The following is a 20899-nucleotide window of genomic DNA, read 5'->3' as shown; positions in this document are numbered from 1 at the left end:
CGCGCCCCGCGTCCTTGGGTGTGCGAGCAGTGACCGACACACGGACGGGGTCGCGTGATGAACGCCGGATACCAGCGAGGCGGGTATCAGCAGGGCGGGTACCAGCAGGGCAGGCCGCGGGCCGGGCAACCGAGGCAGGGCGCGCCGCAGCCGTACCGGCAGGACGGCTACCCGCGGGGCGGACGCCCCCAACCGACCGCCGCCTACGCGCAGGCCGGTCCGCGGACGGCCAGGCGCCGCAGGCCCCGGGTCGGGCGGGTCATCGGGGTCGTCCTGGTGCTGCTGCTGGCGCTCGGCGTCGGCCTGTGGTTCTACGTCGACGGGTCGCTGCGCCGGATCGACGCGCTGGCCGACTACGAGGGCCGGCCCGCCGACACCCCGGGCACCAACTGGCTGCTCGTCGGGTCCGACGCGCGCGACGACCTGACCGAGGAGCAGAAGCAGGACCTGTCCACCGGCGACGCGGGCGGTCGGCGCACGGACACCATCATGCTGCTGCACATCCCGGAGGGCTCCGGGAAGTCCACTTTGGTCAGCGTCCCGCGCGACTCCTACGTGGACATCCCCGGCAACGGCAAGAACAAGATCAACGCGGCGTTCGCGTTCGGCGGGCCGTCGTTGCTCGTGCAGACGGTCGAAGGGGCCACCGGCATCCACATCGACCACTACATGGAGATCGGCTTCGGCGGGTTCGCCGGGATCGTGGACGCGGTCGGCGGCGTGGACATGTGCATCGAGGAGCCGATGCAGGACCCGTTGGCGGGCCTGGACCTCCAGCCGGGCTGCCAGGAGCTGGACGGCGCGCAGGCGCTGGGCTTCGTCCGCACCAGGGCGTTCGCCACGGCCGACCTCCAGCGGGTCGAGAACCAGCGCAAGTTCCTGGCCGCGCTGACGGACAAGGCGACGAGCTTCGGCACCCTGGCCAACCCGTTCCGCGCCTTTCCGCTGCTGTTCGCGGGCACGGACTCGATCTCGGTCGCGTCCGACGACCACCTGCACCACCTGGCGGGCATGGCGTTCGCCATGGGCGGGGGAGTGGACACGGTGACCGTGCCGGTCGGCGGCACGCCCACCGTGCCGGGCGCGGGCTCGGTCGTGCAGTGGGACCGGGAGAACGCGCTGCGCCTGTTCGGCGCGCTGGAGAAGGACGAACCGGTGCCGGCCGACCTCCTGCCGGCCCCGAAGTAGCACTTGAAGCGTGACGCGACGGGCCGCCGGGGATATCCTCGGCGGCCCGTCGTCGTCACGGCATCGCGGTGACCCTTGGTCCACTATCGGGTGATCTTCCGTGTGCGACCAAAGAAGACACTGTTATTATTGCCGTGAAACGTCGGGAGAAACAACGAGGCCCGCGACCGACCCACCGCGTGCCCCTGCCGCCTGACACACCGACCGCCGACACACCCGCCAGTCGCCAGACACCCCAGACACCCCAGACACCCCCGGTCTACGGTCTGCGCGCCGCAGCCGGCGCGCACCCGTTCGCAGCGAACCGCCCGCAGCCAACGGTGCGCGACCTACCGCCTCCGGCCCGCGTGCCACGGCCGCCCCGCGAGCCACGGCCCGCACCGCATCCCGTGCCCCGCACCGCATCCCGTGCCCCGCACCGCGTGCCCCGCACCGCGTGCCCCGCACCGCGTGCCGCGGCAGCGGCCATCCGTCGTCACGCGCTCTTGGCGACCGGGATGTCGGGAACCCCGAGCCGGCGCACCGCGCGCGGCACGACGATCGCGCCCGCGAGGATCATCGCCGCCGCCACCAGGCACGCCACCCACCAGTTCGCCCCGTCGTACAGCGCACCCGCCGCCAGGCTGCCGATCAGCGCCCCGACCAGGCACGCCGCCTCGTACACGCCCATCCCGCGGCCGACCTGCCCGTCCGACGCCTCCGCGATCACCGCCTGCTGCACCGGCATCACCGCCGCCCACGCCAACCCGGACAACACCCACAACCCCGCGATCACGTACGGGTTCGGGGCCCACGCCAGGCCGATCGCGAACCCGGCGCTCGCCACCGACGCGGCCGTGAGCACCACCCGCCTGCCGAACCGCAGCACGTACCGGTGCAGGTACTCGGCGGCGGCGCTCATCGCGATCGCGCCGGGCAGGAACACGTACGCCACCTCGTCCAGCTCCAGCCCGAACCCGCGTTGCAAGTGCAGGAGCAGCAACAACCCCACCGCCGCCTCGGCGGCCATGGTCATCACCACGGCGAACAACATCGGCCGCAATCGTTTGCCCCACGATCGGCGGCGCGGACGTGGCGACCGCGGACACGATCGGCGGTGCGACGGATGCGGGGGTGGTCGGCGGCGCGGGCGCGGCGGCGGCCGGGCTCGGCGCGGTACGAGGGCGACGACCCGCTGCCGGGCGACTGGCGGGCCAAGCTGGAGGCGTGGGCCCGCAACGACCACGACGGCTACCGCAGGCACCCGTGGGTGCTCCAGCTCGTCGCGGACGCGGCCGCGCCCGGGCCGAACCTGCTGCGGTGGATGGACTCGGCGCTGCGGGTGCTGGACGGCACCGGGCTGACCGAGGCGGAGAAGATGGCGGTCGTCGAGTCGGTCGACGCCTACGTGCGCGGGCAGGCCAAGCTGGCCGTGGACACCGCCGAGCCGAGCCCCGGGGAGGTCCGCGAGCGCAACGCGCTGCTCGGCGAGCTGGTGGACTTCGAGTCCTACCCGGCGTTGGCGGCGACCGTGCGGGCGGGGGTCGCGCCGTACTCGGCGGACCGGTTCGAGTTCGGCCTGCGCCTGCTGCTGGACGGCGTCGAGGCCCTCATCGCCGCGCGGAGGGCCCCGACGCCGTGACGGCGGTCAGCCCTGGTCCGGCTCGACGTCGGGGGTCGGCCCGTCGGCCCGCGGCGCGTCGCCGCCCTCGGCCGTGCCCGTCGCGACGGCCTCGGCGGCCTCGCTGACGAGGAGGATGCCCTCGAACTCGCGCAGCAGGTCGTCGTAGATCGGTGTGAGTGACACTTGGTAACCCCCAAAACGTCGTTCATCCCCCGAACGGGCCAAAGCAGCGTACCCATGGCCCTACGGCAACTGCACCCGGTATTGGGTTATCCGATCATTACCCGGCTCACTGTCGGCTAAACACATGCCTCGACCCGAGGTTGTGGTCCTGTCTCACATGGGCGGTGCACCGCAGGTCACCTAGCGTTTCCGGCCATGACGAGTGTCCCTGGTCACAGCGACGACCTGGCCGGCCGCACCGCCCTGGTCACCGGCGCCGGCAGCGGCATCGGACGGGCGTGCGCCGCCGCGCTGGCCCGCGCCGGAGCGCGGGTCCACCTGCTCGACCGCGACGAGACCACCGTCACCGCCGCCGCCGACGCGATCGGCGGCACCCCGCACGTCGTGGACCTCGCCGCCGACGACCCGGACCGCGACGTGCCCGCCGAGATCGACATCCTGGTCAACAACGCCGGCCTCCAGCACGTCGCCCCGGTGCACGAGTTCCCACCGGACCGGTTCGCGCTGCTGCAACGCGTCATGGTGACCGCGCCCTTCCTGCTGGCCCGCCGCGTGCTGCCGCACATGTACCGGCGCGGCTGGGGCCGGGTGGTCAACATCTCCAGCGTGCACGGCACCCGGGCCAGCGCGTTCAAGTCCGCCTACGTCGCCGCCAAGCACGGCCTGGAAGGGCTGAGCAAGGTCGTCGCGCTGGAGGGCGCGCCGCACGGCGTGACCAGCAACTGCGTCAGCCCCGGCTACGTGCGGACTCCGCTGGTCGAGCACCAGGTCGCCGACCAGGCCCGCGCGCACGGCATCGGGCCCGATCGGGTGCTCGCCGACGTGATGCTCACCCGCCACGCCATCAAGCAGCTCATCGAGCCGGAGGAGGTGGCCTCCGTCGTGCTGTGGCTGTGCGGCGCGCACTCCGGTCACGTCACCGGCTCGTCGTTCACGATCGACGGCGGCTGGACCGCCCAGTAGCCCCTCGTTCCCCCATCCCCCAACGAAGTGGTGACCGACATGACGAAAGCCGCCCCTCCGCAGCCGAAACCGTCCTTCGCCAAGGTCGTCGTGGCCAGCCTGATCGGAACCACGATCGAGTGGTACGACTTCTTCCTGTACGGGTCCGCCGCCGCGCTGGTGTTCAACAAGCTGTTCTTCCCCACGGCGGACCCGCTCACCGGCACCCTGCTCGCGTTCACCACGTACGCGATCGGCTTCCTGGCCCGACCGCTCGGCGGCCTGGTGTTCGGCCACTTCGGCGACAAGCTCGGCCGCAAGAAGCTGCTCGTGCTGAGCCTGCTGCTGATGGGCGGCGCGACGTTCGCGATGGGCCTGCTGCCCACGTACGCGGCGATCGGCGTGGCCGCGCCGCTGCTGCTGACGCTGCTGCGGCTGGTCCAGGGCTTCGCGCTGGGCGGCGAGTGGGGCGGCGCGGTGCTCATCGTGTCCGAGCACGGCAGCGCGGAGCGGCGCGGGTTCTGGGCGTCCTGGCCGCAGGCGGGCGTGCCGATGGGCAACCTGCTGGCGACCGCCGTGCTGGCGGTGCTGGCCGCGGTGCAGAGCGACGAGGCGTTCCTGTCGTGGGGCTGGCGGGTGCCGTTCCTGCTGTCCGGCGTGCTCGTCCTGATCGGGCTGTGGATCCGGCTCAGCGTGTCCGAGTCGCCGGTGTTCCTGGAGGCCCAGGCGAAGATCGAGGCCGGCAGGCTGGAGGAGAAGCCGCCGATCGTGGCGGTCGTGCGCGACCACTGGCGCGAGGTGCTGATCGCGATGGGCGCGCGCATGGCGGAGAACGTGTCGTACTACGTGATCACCGCGTTCATCCTGGTCTACATCACGTCGGAACTCGGCATGGCGCGGTCGGCGGGGTTGAACGCGGTGCTGATCGCGTCGTTCGTGCACCTGGTGACGATCCCGCTGTGGGGCGCGCTGTCGGACCGGATCGGCCGGCGCACCACGTACCTGATCGGCACGGTCGGCATCGGCCTGTGGATGTTCGCGTTCTTCGCGCTGCTCGACACGAAGTCGTTCTTCCCGATGACGGTGGCGGTGACGATCGGGCTCGTGCTGCACGGCGCGATGTACGGGCCGCAGGCGGCGTTCTTCTCCGAGCTGTTCGGCACGAAGGTGCGCTACTCGGGCGCGTCCATCGGCTACCAGCTCGCGTCGATCGCGGCGGGCGCGGTGGCGCCGCTCATCGCGACCGCGCTGCTCCAGGCGTACGACAGCACGCTCCCGGTCGTGTTCTACGTGCTCGCGATGTGCGTGCTCACGGTGATCGCGGTCGTGGCGGCGAAGGAGACGAAGGGCAGCTCGCTGAACCGCGCCGACGCTGGCCGGCCGTCGGTGCGAGCATGAGGGGATGAGCGAGGCGGACGCGGTGGAGCACCTGCTGGAGCTGCTCGACCTGCTCGCGGCGGACGCGGGCAGCGAGCGGCTGGCGGCGGTGCTCCCCGCGGCCCGCGCGGCGGGCCTGCCCGACCACGAGCTGGACCGCGTCGCGCGGGCCACCGAGTGGGCGCTGCGGATCCGCCGCACGCTCACCGCGCACCGCCGCCGCGAAGCCGAGCTGGAGGCGTTGTTCGACACCGCGAACGACCTGGCCGGCGTGCGCGACCCGGACGCGGTGCTGCGGTCCATCGTGCGGCGCGCCCGGCTGCTGCTCGGCGCGGACATCGCCTACCTGAGCATGAACGACCCCGGTGAGCGCGGCACGTACATGAGGGTCACCGACGGCTCGATCTCCGCGCTGTTCCAGCAGGTCCGGCTCGGCATGGGCGAGGGCCTGGGCGGGCTGGTGGCGCAGACCGCGCGGCCGTACGTGACCGCCGACTACTTCGCCGACGACCGGTTCAACCACACCGGCCCCATCGACGCCGCGGTGCGCGACGAAGGGCTGGTGGCGATCCTGGGCGTGCCGCTCAAGCTGGACCGCCGGGTCATCGGCGTGCTCTACGCGGCCAACCGGTCGCCGCGCCAGTTCCCGCCCGACGAGGTGGCGCTGCTGTCGTCGCTGGCCGACCACGCCGCGATCGCGCTGGACACCGCGCACCTGCTGGAGGAGACGCGGGCGGCGGGGGAGACGATCCGCGCCCACAACGAGGCCATGCGCCGCGCCGAGGAGGCGCACGACCGGCTCACCGACCTGGTGCTGCGCGGCGCGGACGTGCCCGAGGTGGCCGCCGCCGTGGCCAAGGTGCTCGACGGCGGGATCGTGGTGCACGACAGCGACGGCGCGGAGCTGGCCCGCATCGGCACGACCCGCGCCCTCGCGCCCCGCACGGCGGTCAACGCGTCCCGGGCGAGCGGCCGCGCCGTCCCGCAGGACGGCACGTGGGTGTGCGCCGTGCTGGCGGGCCGCGAGCTGCTGGGCAGCATCACCCTCACCGACCGCCCGGACCTCGGCGACGCCGACCGCAGGCTGTTCGAGCGGGCGGGCGTGGTGACGGCCCTGCTGCTCCTGCTGCGCCGCACGGTGGCCGAGGCGGAGAACAAGGTGCGCGGCGAGCTGATCACCGACCTGCTGACGTCCGCGGTGGACTCGGTCGCGCTGCGCGCCCGCGCCCGCCGGGTCGGCGTCGAGCTGGCCGCCGACCACGTGGTGCTGGTCGCGGACGGCCCCCGCGACCGGCTCCTGGCCGCCGCCGCGCACCACGCCTCGACGTGCCGCGGCCTGGCGGGCGTCCACGGCGAGCACGTGGTGCTCGTGCTGCCCGGCGTGGACCCGGCGGCCGCGGCGCGGGACGCGGCGAGGGTGCTCGGCAAGGCGGTCGGCCTGCCCGTGACGGTCGGGTCGGGCGGCCCGGCGCACGGCCCGGAGGCGGTGGCCGCCGCGCACGCCGAGGCCGTGCGGTGCCTGCGGGCGCTGGTCCAACTCGGCCGCGTGGGCACCGGCGGCACGCTCGCCGACCTCGGTTTCGTCGGCGTGCTGCTGGGCGACCGCACGGACATCGCGGGCTACGTGCGCGCCACCCTCGGGCCGCTGCTCGACTACGACGCCGGCCGGGGCACCGAGCTGGTCCGCACGGTCACCGCGTACTTCGCGTGCGGCGCGAACCTCAGCCGCGCCAAGGACGAGCTGCACGTGCACGTGAACACGGTGGTGCAGCGGCTGGACCGGGTGGCGAGCCTGCTGGGCGAGGACTGGCTGTCGCCGGAACGGGTGCTGGAGGTCCAGCTCGCGCTCAGGCTGATGAAGGTGATGGGCGAGTAGCGACCCCGCCGCCCGGCGCGCCCCCGGTGGGCGCCGGGCGGCAGGGTCGCCGGGTCACGCCAGCGCGCACTCCGTCGCGGTCACCGCCGCCGGCCGCGGCACGGTGGTCGAGGCCGGCGGGCGGACGCCCGACAGCCAGCCCTCCAGCGCGGCGAACGCCGACCGGTGGCACGGCGTCAGCGGGCGCAGGCGGTCCGGGAACGCGTCGTACAGCGAGTCCACGTGCGTGCCCCCCTCGATGCGGTAGTAGCGGAACAGGGCGTCGCGGCCCGCCCGGCGCACCATGTCCGCGTACACGTCGGAGTCGCGGGTGATCGGCAGCAGCACGTCCAGCGTGCCGTGCAGGGTGAGCAGCGGCTTGCCGATCCGCCCCGTCAGCGCGATCCGCTCGACCGCGCGCTGCGCCGCCGGCCGGGACGCGTAGTCGTAGTCCGCGTCGCACAGCGGCGTGCCGGGAGCGCAGAACGGCGTCCCCGCCTCCAGTTCGCCGTCCCAGGCCGGGTCCAGCTCCTCGCGGTAGATCCGCTGCGTCAGGTCCCAGTAGTACTGGTGGTGGAACGGCCACAGGAACTCCGACTCGGCGGGGAACCCGGCCGCCACGACCGCCGCCTTGTCGCCGGTGGCGTAGCCCTTCAACGCGGGCGGCAGGAACGTCAGCAGGTTCGGGCCCCGCGCCGTCCACAGCGTGCCCTCCCAGTCCACGCCGCCGTCGTACAGCTCCGGCCGGTTCTCCAGCTGCCACCGCACCAGGTAGCCGCCGTTGGAGATGCCGGTGGCCAGCGTGCGCGACGGCGGCCGGCAGTACCGCTGCGCCACCACGGCCTTCGCCGCCCGGGTGAGCTGGGTGACCCGGTGGTTCCACTCGGCGATCGCGTCGCCCGGCCGCGTGCCGTCGCGGTGGAACGCCGCGCCGGTGTTGCCCTTGTCGGTCGACGCGAACGCGTACCCGCGCGCCAGCACGAAGTCGCTGATCGCCCGGTCGTTGGCGTACTGCTCGCGCACGCCCGGCGAGCCGGTCACGACCAGGCCGCCGTTCCAGCGCTCCGGCAGCCGGATCACGAACTGCGAGTCGTGCGCCCAGCCGTGGTTGGTGTTGCCGGTCGAGGAGTCGGGGAAGTAGCCGTCCACCTGCGTGCCCGCCACGGGCGTCGGCGCGGGCAGGCCCGCCGGGGTCAGCCCGGCCCAGTCGGCCGGGTCGGTGCGGCCGCCGGCGGTGGACAGGTCGGCGAGGTGGGTCAGTTCCTGGTGCTCGGCACCCGGAACGCGCAGGGGACCGCATCCGTGGGCGGACGCGGGAACGGCCTGCGCCGTCGTCGCGAGGAGCGCTGCGATCAGCGGAACGGCGATGTTCACCCGAGGCACGGTAGGACCGCGGGGCGCGGCGCGGAATGGCTCCGGTCGCCATGGCCACCGGGGCGGATGTGGTGCGTGAACCCATCCGCGACGCACCTGCGAGTGACCCTCACAGGGGTGGTCGGTACAGCACCGAGTCACCCCGCACGGTCACCGGCCCGACCACCGGGTCGGGTGACTTCGCGTGGTGCGCGATCGCGGCACGGGACGCCGTCACGACCGCCCGAACGGCCCTGTGACGGCCGGTCGGCGGGTGCGCGGCGTGGCGTCTCGCCCGGCGGTGGCGACCTTGAGTCGCACGATCGGTGCGTTTCGACGCCCTCGGCCGGGGTAGCTGGAACGACCCAGTGAAGTTCGCACTGCCAGGTGATTTACGTTCACCCGGCGTGAGGTGTCTGCTTCCGGGGTGACTGAGCAACGGCGCTCTACGCGCACTGACCAGGAGTGGGACCTGATCCGGCGCATCCAGAACCTGGCCCACCGGGCCGAACGCACCGCGTTCGACCACTCCAACCTCGTCGGTCCGCCACCGTCCCAGCAGCACTTGGACATCCTGGCGGAGATCCGGGCGCTCACCGAGCAGGCGGTGGCGCAGCGGATGCCCAGACCGTCCGCGCTGCCCCGCCAGGCCGAGCCGGTCGGCGAGCGGAAGGTCTCCGCACCCCTCCGCTGACCGCGTGCGCGGGCCGGGCCTGACTCCCGGCCCGCGCACCCGGCGCGGCTAGCGGCGCCGGACGAGCTTCACCAACCCCTTGAACGTCTCCTCCAGGCCGGACGAGAACGGGTTGTCGTTGACCAGGTAGGTCCAGGTGGTGTTCGGGCGCTTGACGCCCGCCTCGGCCAGGTGCGCGCCGTCGGCGTCGATCGTCACCTTGGCGAAGGTCTCCTCGGCCTCGTCCCACGCGTCCGGGACGATCTTGTGGTAGGCCGGGATGGCCTCCCGGTGGAACTCGTCCAGCGGGTTCTGCCGCGCCAGCGCCCGCAGGTGGATGCCCTCCCGCAGGTCGGTCAGGAACTGCAGGTGGTCGCTCCACCGCTGGTCGAGGTGGTGCAGCGCGATCAGCCGGGCCGCCTTCACCTTCACCTGCTCGTCCAGGTCCTTGAGCTCGTGCGCCTTGTCCGGCTTGCGCTCGGACAGCTCCCGCCACGCGAGGTCGGTGCGCAGCAGCTTGTCCCGGTACTCCAGCAGCAGTTGGCGCTGGTGCTCGATCAGCTTGTTGTACCGCCAGGTGTTGCGGTGGATCTCCAGGTGCACGCCCTCGGCCACGCGCTGCGCGTGCTCGACGGTGTGCAGCGTGCCGGAGTCGGTGATCCGGCCGTCCTCGTCCACCTCGGCGGGCTCGTCGTGGTCGGGCACGTACTGCGTGACCAGGTCGTCCTGCAGCGAGGAGAAGAACACCGAGCCGCCGGGGTCGCCCTGGCGGCCCGCCCGGCCGCGGAGCTGGTCGTCCAGCCTGCTGCTGGAGTGCCGGCCGGTGCCGATCACGTAGAGGCCGCCCAGCTCGGCGATGCGCTCGTGGTCGGTCGACTCGTGCCCGCCGAGCCGGATGTCCGTGCCGCGGCCCGCCATCTGGGTGGACACGGTGATCCGCTCGAACGACCCCGCGTCGGCGATGATCGCCGCCTCCTCGGCGTCGTTCTTCGCGTTGAGCACCACGCACTCCAGGCCCGCCTCGGCGAGCTTGCGGGACAGGCGCTCGGACTCGGCCACGTCCAGCGTGCCGACCAGGATCGGGCGGCCGGTCTCGTGCACCTTCTCGATCTCGGCGACGATCGCGGCTTCCTTCTGCTCCAGCGTCGTGTAGAGCCGGGGCGCCTCGTCCTCCCGGATGGTCTCCACGTTCGGCGGGATGACCAGGACCTCGAGCTTGTAGAAGTCGCGCAGCTGCTCGGCCACGGCCACCGCCGTGCCGGTCATGCCGCACACCGTCGGGTAGCGGCTCAGCAGGGCCTGCACGGTGATCGAGTCCAGCACCTCGCCCGCGTCCGTGGTGGCCACGTTCTCCTTGGCCTCGACCGCCGCCTGCAGGCCGTCGGGCCAGCGCTGGAGCTTCGCGATCCGGCCGCGGGTGTCGTTGATCAGGTGCACCTTGCCGTCGCGGACGATGTAGTCCACGTCCCGGTGCAGCAGCACCTGGGCGTGCAGCGCCACGTTGACCTTGCTCAGCGTGGTGGACACGTGCTCGTCGGAGTACAGGTCGATGCCGCCGAGCGCCCGTTCGACCAGCTCGCTGCCCGCGCCGGTCAGGTAGACGTTGCGCTCCTCGTCGTCGATCTCGAAGTGCAGGTCGCGGCGCAGCCGCTTGACCAGGTCGGCCAGGGCCGGGTCGACCGCCGGGCCGGCCGTGGAGCCCGCCAGGACCAGCGGCACGCGGGCCTCGTCCACCAGCACCGAGTCCGCCTCGTCGACCAGGGCGACGCGCGGCTCGGGCACGATCAGGTCGCCCTCGTCGGTGGCCAGCCGGTCGCGCAGCACGTCGAAGCCGATCTCGGAGACCGACGCGTACATGACCTCGGCCTGGTAGGCGGCGCGGCGCTCCTCCGGCTTGGAGCTCTGGTTGATCCAGCCCACGCTCACGCCCAGCAGCGCGTACAGCGGGCCCATCCACTCGGCGTCGCGCTGGGCGAGGTAGTCGTTGACCGAGACCACGTGCACCTGGTCGCCGCGCAGCGCGAAGCCGGCCGCGGCGATGGCGCCGGAGAGCGTCTTGCCCTCGCCGGTGGCCATCTCGACCACGTGGCCCTCCAGGAGGCCGAGCGCGCCGAGGATCTGCACGTCGAACGGGCGCAGGCCGAGCGCGCGGTCGGCGGCCTCGCGGCCGAGCGCGCAGACCTCCACCAGCTCGGCGCGGCCGAAGTCCGTTTTGTCCCGCAGTGCGGCCGCCGCGGCGGTCAGTTCCTCGTCGCTGAGCTTCCCCACGCGCTCGGCCTGCTCGTTCACCTCGTCGAGCAGCTTCCGGTAGGGCGTGAGGTCGGCGGAGCCGGGCTTCTGCGCGAACCGGCGCAGCCGCTGCTTGAACCGTCCCAGGAGAGTGGTCACGGCACCGCAACGTACGGCAAGCGCGCAACGTTCCGCACGTCACCCGGTTGACAATTCACTCCTGGTCGACGCCCTCGGCCGGTGTTGCTACTCATCGTCACCTCGTTCGCGGTCGGTCCCCCTGTGGGGGAAGGGGTGTGCCCGATCGGGGATACCCCTTCCCCCGTGAGATCGCGGTCAGGACCGGTGGGTCTCCCGCAGCCCGAGCACCGACCCGAGCGTCACCAGCGCCATGACCAGCAGGAACGCCGACACCGACGCCGACGTGCCGGTCGCCGCCAGCAGCGCCGTCATGACGACCGGCGAACCGCCGCTGACCAGGATCGACGCCAACTGGTACGCCAGGGACGCGCCGGAGTAGCGCACCCGCGGCTCGAACAGCTCCGCCAGGTACGCCGCCACCGGCCCGTAGACCAGGCTCGACGCGATCCCGGACACGGCCAGCGCGACGAACACGAGCCCGAGCGACCCGGTGTCGATCAGCCAGAAGTACGGGAACGCCCACACGGCCATCGCCACCGCGCCCGCCACGATCGGCGGCCGCCTGCCGTGCCGGTCCGACCACCGGCCGGCCAGCAGGATCACCGGCACGCTGAGCAGCGACGACACCAGCGTCACGACCAGCACGGAGTTCCGCGCCAACCCCAGCTCACGGGTCGCGTAGTCCAGCACGCCCGCGATGCTGACGTAGAACACCGCGTTGGACGCGAACATCAGCCCCGCGCCGAGCACCACCGGCCGCCGGTGCCTGCGCAGCACCTCCTTCAGCGGCGCGGGCGGCGGCCCGGACGGACGTTGGGCCTGGATCTCCCGGAACACCGGGCTGTCCTCGATCTTGAGCTGGATGAACAGCACCACGGGGAACAGCAGCGCGCTCGCCAGGAACGGCACCCGCCACCCCCACGCGGCGAACGAGGCGGCCGGCGCCACCGCGCCCACGACGAGGAACGCGACGTTGCCCAGGATCACCCCGAGCGGCACGCCGGCCTGCCCGAACGTGCCGGCGAACCCGCGCCGCCCCGGCCCCGCCGTCTCGGTCAGCAGCAGCACGACGCCGCCCCACTGCCCGCCCACCGCGATGCCCTGGAGGAACCGCAGCAGCACCAGCAGCACCGGGGCGAGCACGCCCAGCGTGGCGCCGGTCGGCAGCAGCCCGATCAGGAACGTCGCCCCCGCCATCAGCGCGAGGCACGCGACCAGCGCGGGCTTGCGGCCGAACCGGTCGCCGACGTGCCCGAACACCAGCCCGCCGACCGGCCGGGCGATGAACCCGGCCCAGAACGTGCTGAACGACAGCAGCAGCCCGATCAGCGGCGAGGCGCCCGGGAAGAACAGCTTCGGGAACACCAGCGCCGCAGCGGTCGCGTAGATGAAGAAGTCGTACCACTCGAGCGACGAGCCGACGAGGCCGGCCGCCATGAGCCTGCGCAGCGTGCGCCGCTCGGGGGGAGCGGTCGTGACCATGTGCGGAATCCCTTTCACCAGGTGTCCACGAACGGGCGTTTCTTGCCGGTCCCGGCCGGGGCGGGGTCGGGACCGGTGAGCAGGGTGGTGATCCAGCGCCGGGTGTCGGCCGGGTCGATCACGTCGTCGATCTCGAAGGCGGACGCCACGTTGAGCGCCTTGCCGTGCTCGTAGGCGGCCGAGACCATCGCCTCGAACACCTCCTTGCGCTGCGCCGGGTCGTCCACGGCGTCCAGCTCGCGCCGGTACCCCAGCCGCACCGCGCCCTCCAGCCCCATCGGGCCGAACTCGCCGCTGGGCCACGACACCGCGAACAGCGGCACCTTGAGGCTGCCCGCCGCCATCGCCTGCGCGCCCAGGCCGTACGCCTTGCGCAGCGCCACGAACCCGAACGGCACGTCGAGGTTCGCGCCGGTCACGAGCATCCGGGTCAGGCGCCGCACGCTCGCGGTGCGCTCGGCGTCCGGGCCGACCATGAACCCCGGCGTGTCGCACAGCGACACCACCGGCAGGTCGAACGCGTCGCACAGCCGCAGGAACCGCGCGGCCTTGTCGGCCGAGTCGGAGTCGATCGCGCCGCCGAGGTGGCCGGGGTCGTTCGCGAGCACGCCGAGCGGCCGGCCCTCGACCCGGACCAGCGCGGTGACGATGCCGCGCCCGAACCCCGGTCGCAGCTCCAGCACCGAGCCGGTGTCGGCGACGGTCTCCACCACGGACCGCACGTCGTAGGCGCGGACCCGGTTCTCCGGCACGAGGTGCCGCAGCCGGCGCTGGTCGGCGCACTCCCAGGAGTCCGCCGGGCCCTGGAAGTACGACAGGTACTTCCTGGCCGCCGCGACGGCCTCGGCCTCGTCGGACACCAGCACGTCGATCACGCCGTTGGGCGCCTGCACGTCCACCGGCCCGATCTCCTCGGGCCGGAACACGCCGAGCCCGCCGCCCTCGACCATCGCCGGGCCGCCCATGCCGATGGTCGCGTCGCGGGTCGCGATCACCACGTCGCACGTGCCCAGCAGCACCGCGTTGCCCGCGAAGCAGCGGCCGGACGCGATGCCGACCAGCGGCACCAGCCCGGACAGCTTCGCGAACAGGTGGAACGCCAGGCAGTCCAGGCCGCTGACGCCGCCGTGGTCGGTGTCGCCCGGCCGGCCCCCGCCGCCCTCGGCGAACAGCACCACCGGCAGCCGCCGCTGCTCGGCCAGCGCGAACATCCGGTCCTTCTTGGCGTGGTTGCGCAGGCCCTGCGTGCCCGCCATGACCGTGTAGTCGTAGGACATCGCGACGACCTGGCGGCCGTTCACCCGGCCGACGCCCGCCACGAGCCCGTCCGCGGGCGTGCGCTCGACCAGCTCGTCCAGCGACCGGCGGCGGCGCTGCGCGGCGATGGCCAGCCCGCCGTACTCCACGAAGTCGTCGCACAGGTCGGCGATGTTCTCCCGGACCGTGCGGCGGCCCGCCGCGTGCCGCTTCGCCTCCGCCTCCGGGCGCGAGAAGTCGTGCCGCGCCAGCGCTTCCGCGAGGTCGGGGCGCACGTCGTCCAGGTCGGCCTCGACGGACTTCTCCTCGACCGCGACGTCCACGCCCTCGGCGAGCAGCGCGCCCTCCGCGACCGTGTCGCCGACCCCGACCAGCACGCGCGCGTCGCCGACCGGCACGACGTGCTGCATCTTCATCGCCTCCACGACGACCGTGCCGTCCTCGACCGCCACGACCGTGCCCCGCACGGGGGAGCGGGCCCCGGTGTCCTCGCGGGGCAGCGAGTCCACCAGGCCGGTGTGCGCCTTGAGGATGTCCGGGTGGTCCAGGAGCCCGCGCAGGAAACCGATGTTGGTCTTCGCACCGTCCACGGTGAACTCGTCCAGCGCGCGGCGGGCGCGGCGCAGCGCGGTGTCCGGGTCGTCGGCGTGCACCACGACCTTGGCCAGCAGCGGGTCGAAGTCGAGGCCCGCGCGGTAGCCCGCGGACGCGTGGGTGTCCACCCGCACCCCCGGCCCGGTCGGCGGGACGAACGCCGACAGCCGTCCCGTCGACGTGAGGCTCACGCGCAGTTGCAGCGCGCTGCCGCGCGGTGTGTGCGTCAGGTCCGGCTCCACCTCGGTCGCCAGCAGCAGTTGCGCGCGCACCAGGTCCAGCCCGGTGACCTGCTCGGTGACGGTGTGCTCCACCTGCAACCGCGGGTTGGCCTCCAGGAAGGCGAACCGGCCGTCCGGCGCGACCGAGAACTCCACCGTGCCCAGGCCCGTGTAGCGGACGGCCCGCGCGATCGCCGCCGCCGCGTCGTGCAGCGCGGACCGCAGGCCGGGGGACAGGTCGGGCGCGGGCGCGACCTCGACGAGCTTCTGGTGCCGCAGCTGCACCGAGCAGTCCCGGTCGCCCAGCACCGTCGTGCCGACGAGCTGCACCTCGACGTGCCGGGCCGGTTCCAGCAGCTCCTCCACGAACACCGTGCCGTCGCCGAACGCGGCCAGCGCCTCGGCCCGGCACCGCTGCACGGCGGGCGCGAGGTCGGCGAGCCGCCGCACCACCCGCACGCCCTTGCCGCCACCGCCGGCGACGGCCTTCACGACCACCGCGCCGTGCGCGCGGAAGAAGTCCTCGAACCCGTCCTCCGCGCCCGCGAGCACCGGCACGCCCACCTCGGTGGCCAGGGCGCGGGCCCGGCTCTTGTCGCCGAGCAGCTCCAGCACCTCCGGCGGCGGCCCGACGAAGGTCAGGCCGGCCTCGGCGCAGCGGCGGGCGAAGACCGCGTTCTCGGCCAGGAAGCCGTAGCCGGGGTGCACCAGGTCGCACCCGTCGGCGGCGGCGAGCACGGCGTCCACGTCCAGGTACGAGCCGCGCAGGCGGACCGCCCGGTCGGCGAACCGCCCGTGGGCGTCGTCGGAGTCGGTGACCAGGGCGACGGTCCGCCAGCCGAGGTCGGCGGCGGCGCGCAGCACCCGGACGGCGACCTCACCCCGGTTGGCGACGAGCAGCGTGGGCACGGGAACCTCCTGAGCGACCGCTTAGTATGTGACCGCGGTCGCATACTGGCACCTGCGCTTGGCGTTCGTCCAGAGGGAACCGATGCACCCACCGAGGCGTCCTTGCAGCGAGACGAGCCCGAGGGCGTGACCGAGAAGCAGGCCAGGAGGCACCACCGTGGTTTTCAAGAGGATGTTGCGCGCGTTCGGGGTCGGCGGTCCCACGGTGGACACGGTCCTGGCCAACCCGAACGTCCGGCCGGGCGAGCCGCTCGCCGGCGAGGTCCGGATCGCGGGCGGCGACCACGCCGCCGACATCGACGAGGTCAAGCTCTCCCTCGTCACCCGGGTCGAGGTGGAGAGCGGCGACAACGAGCACAACCGCACCGTCGAGTTCGCCCGCGCCGTGGTCGGCCGGCGCATCACCGTCGCGCCGGGACAGCACCTGGCGCTGCCGTTCCGGTTCCCCGTGCCGCCGGAGACACCGCTGACCGTCGTGCACGGTCAACACCTGCACGGCATGACCATGGGCCTGCGCACCGAGCTGGAGGTCCGCGGCGCGGTCGACCCCGGCGACCTCGACCCCGTGGCGGTGCACCCGCTGCCCTCGCAGGAGCACGTCCTGAACGCGTTCGGCGCGCTCGGGTTCCACTTCCAGCGGGCGGACAACGAGTCGGGGCGCATCCACGGCGTGCCGCAGCAGCTGCCGTTCTACCAGGAGATCGAGTTCCTGCCGCCGCGCCAGTTCCTCGGCAAGATCAGCCAGCTGGAGCTGACCTTCGTGACCGACCCGCACCGGCTGTACGTGGTGCTGGAGGCCGACCGCCGCGGCGGGCTGTTCCGCGCGGGCGGCGACACGTTCGGGCACTTCGCCATGTCCCACGATGAGGTGATCCGCACGGACTGGGCCGGCCTGCTGCACCAGTGGATGGACCAGGTGGCGGGCAGGCGTTCTGCCGGCGGTTACGGGCTGCACGGCGGTCACCGCGGCGGTCACCACGGCGGGGGAATCGGCGCCGGCGGCGTGGTCGCCGGGGCTGCGGCCGGCGTGTTCGGTGGGATGATGATGGGCGAGGCCCTCGACGAGATCGGGGACTTCTTCGAAGGCGACTAACCCGCAGGAGGCATCGTGGGCATCGGCGGTGTGATCAGCGCTCTGATCGTGGGTCTCATCCTCGGTTTGCTGGGCAAGCTCGTGGCGCCCGGCAAGCAGGCCATCCCCCTCTGGCTGACGATCATCGTCGGCATCGTGGCGGCGTTCATCGGCACGTTCATCGCCCGGGCGCTCGGCGTGGAGGACACCCCCGGCATCGACTGGATCGAGATCATCGTGCAGGTGATCATCGCCGCCATCGGCGTCAGCCTCGTGGCGGGGTTCTACGGCAAGAAATCCGTCCGCTAGGCCCGCGCCGGACCGCCGACCGGCCGACAGCCCGCCCCGGAGGGTCGAGGCAGGGGTCCTCCCACGAGGACCCCTGCCGTTCGTTCACCCGGTGGTCAGTGCACGTGACGCATGATCGTCCCCCCCTTCCCGTCGCCGCCGCGCGTGAACGCCGGCGGCGTTGTCATCCCGTCGCCACGACGAGCCGTTCCAGGCCGCGCAGCGTGGCGTTGCGGTGGAACACCGGCTCCTCCACGAGCCGCGGCCCCCGGCGCGCCACGGCCGTCAGCACCGCCCGCGCCAGCACCAGGGCGAGCGTCGAGCCGGGGCAGGCGTGCGGCCCGCGGCCGAAACCCAGGTGCGGGTTCGGCCGGCGGTCCGGGCGCAGCGACCCCGGCTCGGTGAACACGTCCGGATCGCGGTTGGCCGCGCCGAGGAGCACGGTGACCGTCTCGCCCGCGCGGATCGGCCGCCCGGCCAGCTCGGTGTCCGCCACGCAGCCGCGCGCCTCGGCCTGCACCGGCCCCGCGAGCCGCACGAGTTCCTGCAGCGCCGCGTCCGGCATGCCGTCGGCGAACCGCTCCAGCGTCCCCGGTTCGTCCAGGCACGCGAGCAGCGCGTTGCCGAGCAGGCGGCTCGCCGACTCGTAGCCGGAGTGCAGGACGACGCGCAGCGAGTTGCGCAGCACGCCGTCGTCGACCCCGTCGTCGCGGTGCGCGGCGAGGAAGCCGATGATCCCGTCACGCGTGGGGTGGGCGAGCCAGTCGCCGGTCAGCTCCGCCAGCTCGGCCCGCGCCCGCCGGCCCGGCGCCGCGGTCTCCGGGCGCAGCGCGTAGTCCATCGAGTCCACGATGGCCGAGGACAGCGCGGCGAAGGACGCGGTGTCGGGCGGGTCGGCGCCGAGCAGGTCGGTGACCGCCTCCAGCGCGAGCGGCACGGCGAAGTCGACCATGAAGTCGAACGAGGGCCGGCGTGCCACCGCGTCGAGCCGGGCGTGGACGCGGTCCTCCACCCGGCGGGTGAAGCCCTCCCAGTCCCGGGCCCGGAACGCGGCCACGAGCAGCTTGCGCGCCGCGGTGTGCGCCGGCGGGTCGAGGGTCTGCACCGACAGCGCCGAGGGCGGGACGTCGTCGCCGATGCGGCGCCAGTCCGAGCAGAAGCGCCCGGCGTCCAGCAGCACGGCGGCGCACGTCGCGTGGTCGGCCACCACCCAGGAGTCCAGCACCTCGCTGCGCCAGACCCGGTCGCGGCGGCGCACCGCCGACCACACCGTCTCCGGGTCCCGCAGGCCGCGGGGCGTGAGCAGGTCGGGCAGGGGGTCGTGCGCGACCGGCGTGCCGATGACCACGACGACCTCCCCGTGCCCGGGAGCCGCTGCGGTGCGGCCCTCTCCTCCCCAGGGTGCACGCCGATCCGGCGCGACCGGGTGACGGAACACCGCCATCACCCGATCCAACGACACCCGATCCAGCGACAGCGGGTCCGTCGTCCCGGCCGCCCCGCGACCGGACGACGCGATCGTGTGACAACCGCGGCGGGAGCCGTCCGCGGTGGCGGGACGCCCGGAGCACGGCCTTTCGTCGTGAGCGTTGAATTCGGGGTGCGTGAGCGTTGGACACACGCGTCGTGAGCGTTGGACTCTCGCGCCGCGGGGGTTGGACTCTCGCGGTCGGTCAGGCCGCGCCCACCATGCGCAGCACCAGGTCGGCGTAGAGGTCGCCGATCTCGGCCGGCGTGCGGCGGCCCGAGGGCTGGTACCAGCGCGCCACGTCGATGCACAGCGACAGCACCGCCAGGGTCGCCCCGCGCACGTCCGGCACGTCGAAGACCCCGGCCGCGACGCCGGTCTCGATCATCCCGCGCACCGCCGCCTCGATCCGCCGCCGCAGCGCGACCACCTCGGCCAGGTGCTCCGGCGTCAACGCGCTCAGCTCGTACTGCACGACGCGGGCCGTCGTGTGGTACTCCGCGTGCCACGACGCGAACGCGCGCACCGCCGCCGCGAGCCGCGCCACCGGCTCCGCCTCGGTCACGCCGGTCAGCACCGACAGCGACGTCGCGTGCCCGACCCGCGAGATGTGGAACAGCAGTTCCTCTTTGGACCGGTAGTGGATGTAGACGGCGGCGGGCGACATGCCGGCCTGCGCCGCGATGTCGCGGGTCGTCGTCGCGTGGTACCCGCGCACCGAGAACGCGGCCGCCGCAGCGATCAGCATCCGCCGCGCCGCCGGCGGCGTCACGGACGACCACGTCTCGTCCAGGAGCGCGAACTCACCACCGGTCGTCGTCACAGTCGACCCTCCTTGACACGAACCCGAACGATACCGCAGGCTAAGCAGACGCTTAGACCTAAGCAACCGCTTAGTATGGAGGATGCGAGAAGTGCGCCGCACGCTGTTCGAACCCGACCACGAGGCGTTCCGCGAGACCGCGCGGGCGTTCTGCGACCGCGTCCTCAGGCCGAACTACGAGCGGTTCGTGCACCAGCGCCAGATCGACCGCGACGTGTGGCTGGAGGCGGGCAGGCAGGGGCTGCTGGGGCTGGAGGTGCCCGAGGAGCACGGCGGCAGCGGCGCGAACGACTACCGCTTCAACGCGGTCCTGGGCGAGGAGCTGGCCAAGGTCAGCGCGGGCATGTCCTCCTGCCTGGGCATCCACGGCGACGTGGTCGCGCCCTACCTGGTGGACCTGTGCACCGAGGAGCAGAAGCGGCGCTGGCTGCCCCGGTTCTGCTCCGGCGAGCTGACCACCGCCATCGGCATGACCGAGCCCTCCGGCGGCTCCGACCTGGCCGCGCTGAAGAGCACCGCGGTGCGCGACGGCTCCGACTGGGTCCTCAACGGCTCCAAGACCTTCATCACCAACGGCTACTCCGCCGACCTGGTCGTGGTCGCCGCGCGCACCAGCCCGGAGAAGAAGGCCAAGGGCATCACCCTGTTCGCGGTCGAGACCGGCATGAAGGGCTTCGAGCGCGGCCGCAAGCTCGACAAGGTCGGCCAGCCGGAGTCCGACACCGCGGAGCTGTTCTTCGAGGACGTCCGCCTGCCGGCGGAGAACGTCATCGGCGAGGTCGACCGCGGCTTCATCCACATGATGGAACGCCTGCCGCAGGAACGGCTCGGCGGCGCGATCTCCAACCTCGCCCACGCCGAGCAGATTCTCCTGGAGACCATCGGGTACACCAAGGAGCGCAAAGCGTTCGGCCAGGCCATCGGCTCGTTCCAGCACAACAAGTTCACCCTCGCCGAGCTGGTCACCAAGATCGACGTGACGCAGGCGTTCCTGGACCGGTGCACCGACGCGCACACCCGGCGCGAGCTGACCGCCGTGGACGCGGCCAAGGCCAAGTGGTGGAGCGCGGACGTGCAGAACGACGTCATCGACGCGTGCGTGCAGCTGCACGGCGGCTACGGCTACATGACCGAGTACCGCGTGGCCCGCGCCTGGATGGACGCCCGCGTGACCCGGATCTGGGCCGGCTCCAACGAGATCATGAAGGAACTCATCGGCCGCGACCTCGGCCTCTAGACCC

General features: G+C 73.1%; 17 protein-coding genes. 9 read left to right on the top strand and 8 right to left on the bottom strand.

Annotation, left to right across the window (positions count from 1 at the left end; all coding sequences use genetic code 11):
• Nucleotides 1-57: 57 nt before the first annotated feature.
• A complete protein-coding gene (locus ACWEFJ_RS19695; protein ID WP_378085389.1) occupies nt 58-1188 on the top strand; it encodes an LCP family protein in 1131 nt (376 codons plus the stop codon).
• A 475-nt stretch (nt 1189-1663) separates the two neighbouring features.
• Here the strand turns inward: ACWEFJ_RS19695 and ACWEFJ_RS19690 are convergent, their stop codons facing one another.
• Complete coding sequence (locus ACWEFJ_RS19690; protein ID WP_449714600.1) at nt 1664-2221, bottom strand: MFS transporter; 558 nt, start codon at nt 2219-2221, stop codon at nt 1664-1666.
• A 72-nt stretch (nt 2222-2293) separates the two neighbouring features.
• Here ACWEFJ_RS19690 and ACWEFJ_RS19685 point away from each other — a divergent pair, with 72 nt between their 5' ends.
• Complete coding sequence (locus ACWEFJ_RS19685; RefSeq protein ID WP_378085393.1) at nt 2294-2809, top strand: TetR/AcrR family transcriptional regulator C-terminal domain-containing protein; 516 nt, start codon at nt 2294-2296, stop codon at nt 2807-2809.
• Between the two features lie 6 nt (nt 2810-2815).
• Here the strand turns inward: ACWEFJ_RS19685 and ACWEFJ_RS19680 are convergent, their stop codons facing one another.
• A complete protein-coding gene (locus ACWEFJ_RS19680; protein WP_378085395.1) occupies nt 2816-2974 on the bottom strand; it encodes a hypothetical protein in 159 nt (52 codons plus the stop codon).
• Nucleotides 2975-3169: 195 nt separating this feature from the next.
• Here ACWEFJ_RS19680 and ACWEFJ_RS19675 point away from each other — a divergent pair, with 195 nt between their 5' ends.
• Genes ACWEFJ_RS19675 through ACWEFJ_RS19665 form a run of 3 tightly spaced genes read left to right on the top strand, consistent with a single transcriptional unit; the run spans nt 3170 to nt 7169 of the window.
• The gene (locus tag ACWEFJ_RS19675; RefSeq protein ID WP_378085397.1) at nt 3170-3937 is read left to right on the top strand and encodes a 3-hydroxybutyrate dehydrogenase; all 768 of its coding nucleotides are present in this window, start codon (nt 3170-3172) and stop codon (nt 3935-3937) included.
• A 39-nt stretch (nt 3938-3976) separates the two neighbouring features.
• Nucleotides 3977-5314 (top strand): MFS transporter, encoded by a 1338-nt coding sequence (locus ACWEFJ_RS19670; protein WP_378085399.1) that lies wholly within the window; start codon nt 3977-3979, stop codon nt 5312-5314.
• Nucleotides 5315-5318: 4 nt separating this feature from the next.
• The gene (locus ACWEFJ_RS19665) at nt 5319-7169 is read left to right on the top strand and encodes a helix-turn-helix domain-containing protein (protein WP_449714599.1); all 1851 of its coding nucleotides are present in this window, start codon (nt 5319-5321) and stop codon (nt 7167-7169) included.
• Nucleotides 7170-7223: 54 nt separating this feature from the next.
• Here the strand turns inward: ACWEFJ_RS19665 and ACWEFJ_RS19660 are convergent, their stop codons facing one another.
• The gene (locus ACWEFJ_RS19660) at nt 7224-8522 is read right to left on the bottom strand and encodes an alpha/beta hydrolase family protein (protein ID WP_449714598.1); all 1299 of its coding nucleotides are present in this window, start codon (nt 8520-8522) and stop codon (nt 7224-7226) included.
• A 406-nt stretch (nt 8523-8928) separates the two neighbouring features.
• On the opposite strand from ACWEFJ_RS19660, the gene ACWEFJ_RS19655 reads away from it, so the two are divergent.
• Entirely contained in the window at nt 8929-9195 is a 267-nt protein-coding gene (locus tag ACWEFJ_RS19655) for a hypothetical protein (protein WP_378094535.1), read from the top strand.
• A 48-nt stretch (nt 9196-9243) separates the two neighbouring features.
• Here ACWEFJ_RS19655 and secA2 read toward each other — a convergent pair whose 3' ends face one another.
• From secA2 to ACWEFJ_RS19640, 3 genes are all read right to left on the bottom strand, one after another.
• On the bottom strand, nt 9244-11562 hold the full coding sequence (gene secA2 / locus ACWEFJ_RS19650; RefSeq protein WP_378094537.1) for an accessory Sec system translocase SecA2: 2319 nt from the start codon (nt 11560-11562) through the stop codon (nt 9244-9246).
• A 177-nt stretch (nt 11563-11739) separates the two neighbouring features.
• Nucleotides 11740-13026, bottom strand: a complete 1287-nt coding sequence (locus ACWEFJ_RS19645; RefSeq protein WP_449714597.1) for an MFS transporter — start codon at nt 13024-13026, stop codon at nt 11740-11742.
• A 14-nt stretch (nt 13027-13040) separates the two neighbouring features.
• Nucleotides 13041-16007 carry a carboxyl transferase domain-containing protein gene (locus ACWEFJ_RS19640; protein WP_449714596.1) on the bottom strand — a complete coding sequence of 989 codons (2967 nt, stop codon included), beginning with the start codon at nt 16005-16007 and terminating at the stop codon, nt 13041-13043.
• Nucleotides 16008-16164: 157 nt separating this feature from the next.
• Here ACWEFJ_RS19640 and ACWEFJ_RS19635 point away from each other — a divergent pair, with 157 nt between their 5' ends.
• Together ACWEFJ_RS19635 and ACWEFJ_RS19630 are read left to right on the top strand one after the other, a co-directional pair.
• Nucleotides 16165-17100 carry a sporulation protein gene (locus ACWEFJ_RS19635; protein ID WP_378094542.1) on the top strand — a complete coding sequence of 312 codons (936 nt, stop codon included), beginning with the start codon at nt 16165-16167 and terminating at the stop codon, nt 17098-17100.
• Nucleotides 17101-17115: 15 nt separating this feature from the next.
• On the top strand, nt 17116-17388 hold the full coding sequence (locus ACWEFJ_RS19630) for a GlsB/YeaQ/YmgE family stress response membrane protein (RefSeq protein ID WP_378094544.1): 273 nt from the start codon (nt 17116-17118) through the stop codon (nt 17386-17388).
• Between the two features lie 163 nt (nt 17389-17551).
• Here the strand turns inward: ACWEFJ_RS19630 and ACWEFJ_RS19625 are convergent, their stop codons facing one another.
• Both ACWEFJ_RS19625 and ACWEFJ_RS19620 read right to left on the bottom strand, forming a co-directional pair.
• Nucleotides 17552-18715, bottom strand: a complete 1164-nt coding sequence (locus ACWEFJ_RS19625; protein ID WP_449714595.1) for a cytochrome P450 — start codon at nt 18713-18715, stop codon at nt 17552-17554.
• Between the two features lie 325 nt (nt 18716-19040).
• A complete protein-coding gene (locus ACWEFJ_RS19620) occupies nt 19041-19583 on the bottom strand; it encodes a TetR/AcrR family transcriptional regulator (protein WP_378094564.1) in 543 nt (180 codons plus the stop codon).
• A gap of 166 nt (nt 19584-19749) precedes the next feature.
• On the opposite strand from ACWEFJ_RS19620, the gene ACWEFJ_RS19615 reads away from it, so the two are divergent.
• Nucleotides 19750-20895 carry an acyl-CoA dehydrogenase family protein gene (locus ACWEFJ_RS19615; protein WP_378094566.1) on the top strand — a complete coding sequence of 382 codons (1146 nt, stop codon included), beginning with the start codon at nt 19750-19752 and terminating at the stop codon, nt 20893-20895.
• Nucleotides 20896-20899 lie beyond the last annotated feature (4 nt).

This window comes from Actinosynnema sp. NPDC004786, from assembly GCF_053601135.1.
Note: the sequence above shows the minus strand (reverse complement) of the source record. Positions and strands in the feature narration are given on the sequence as shown.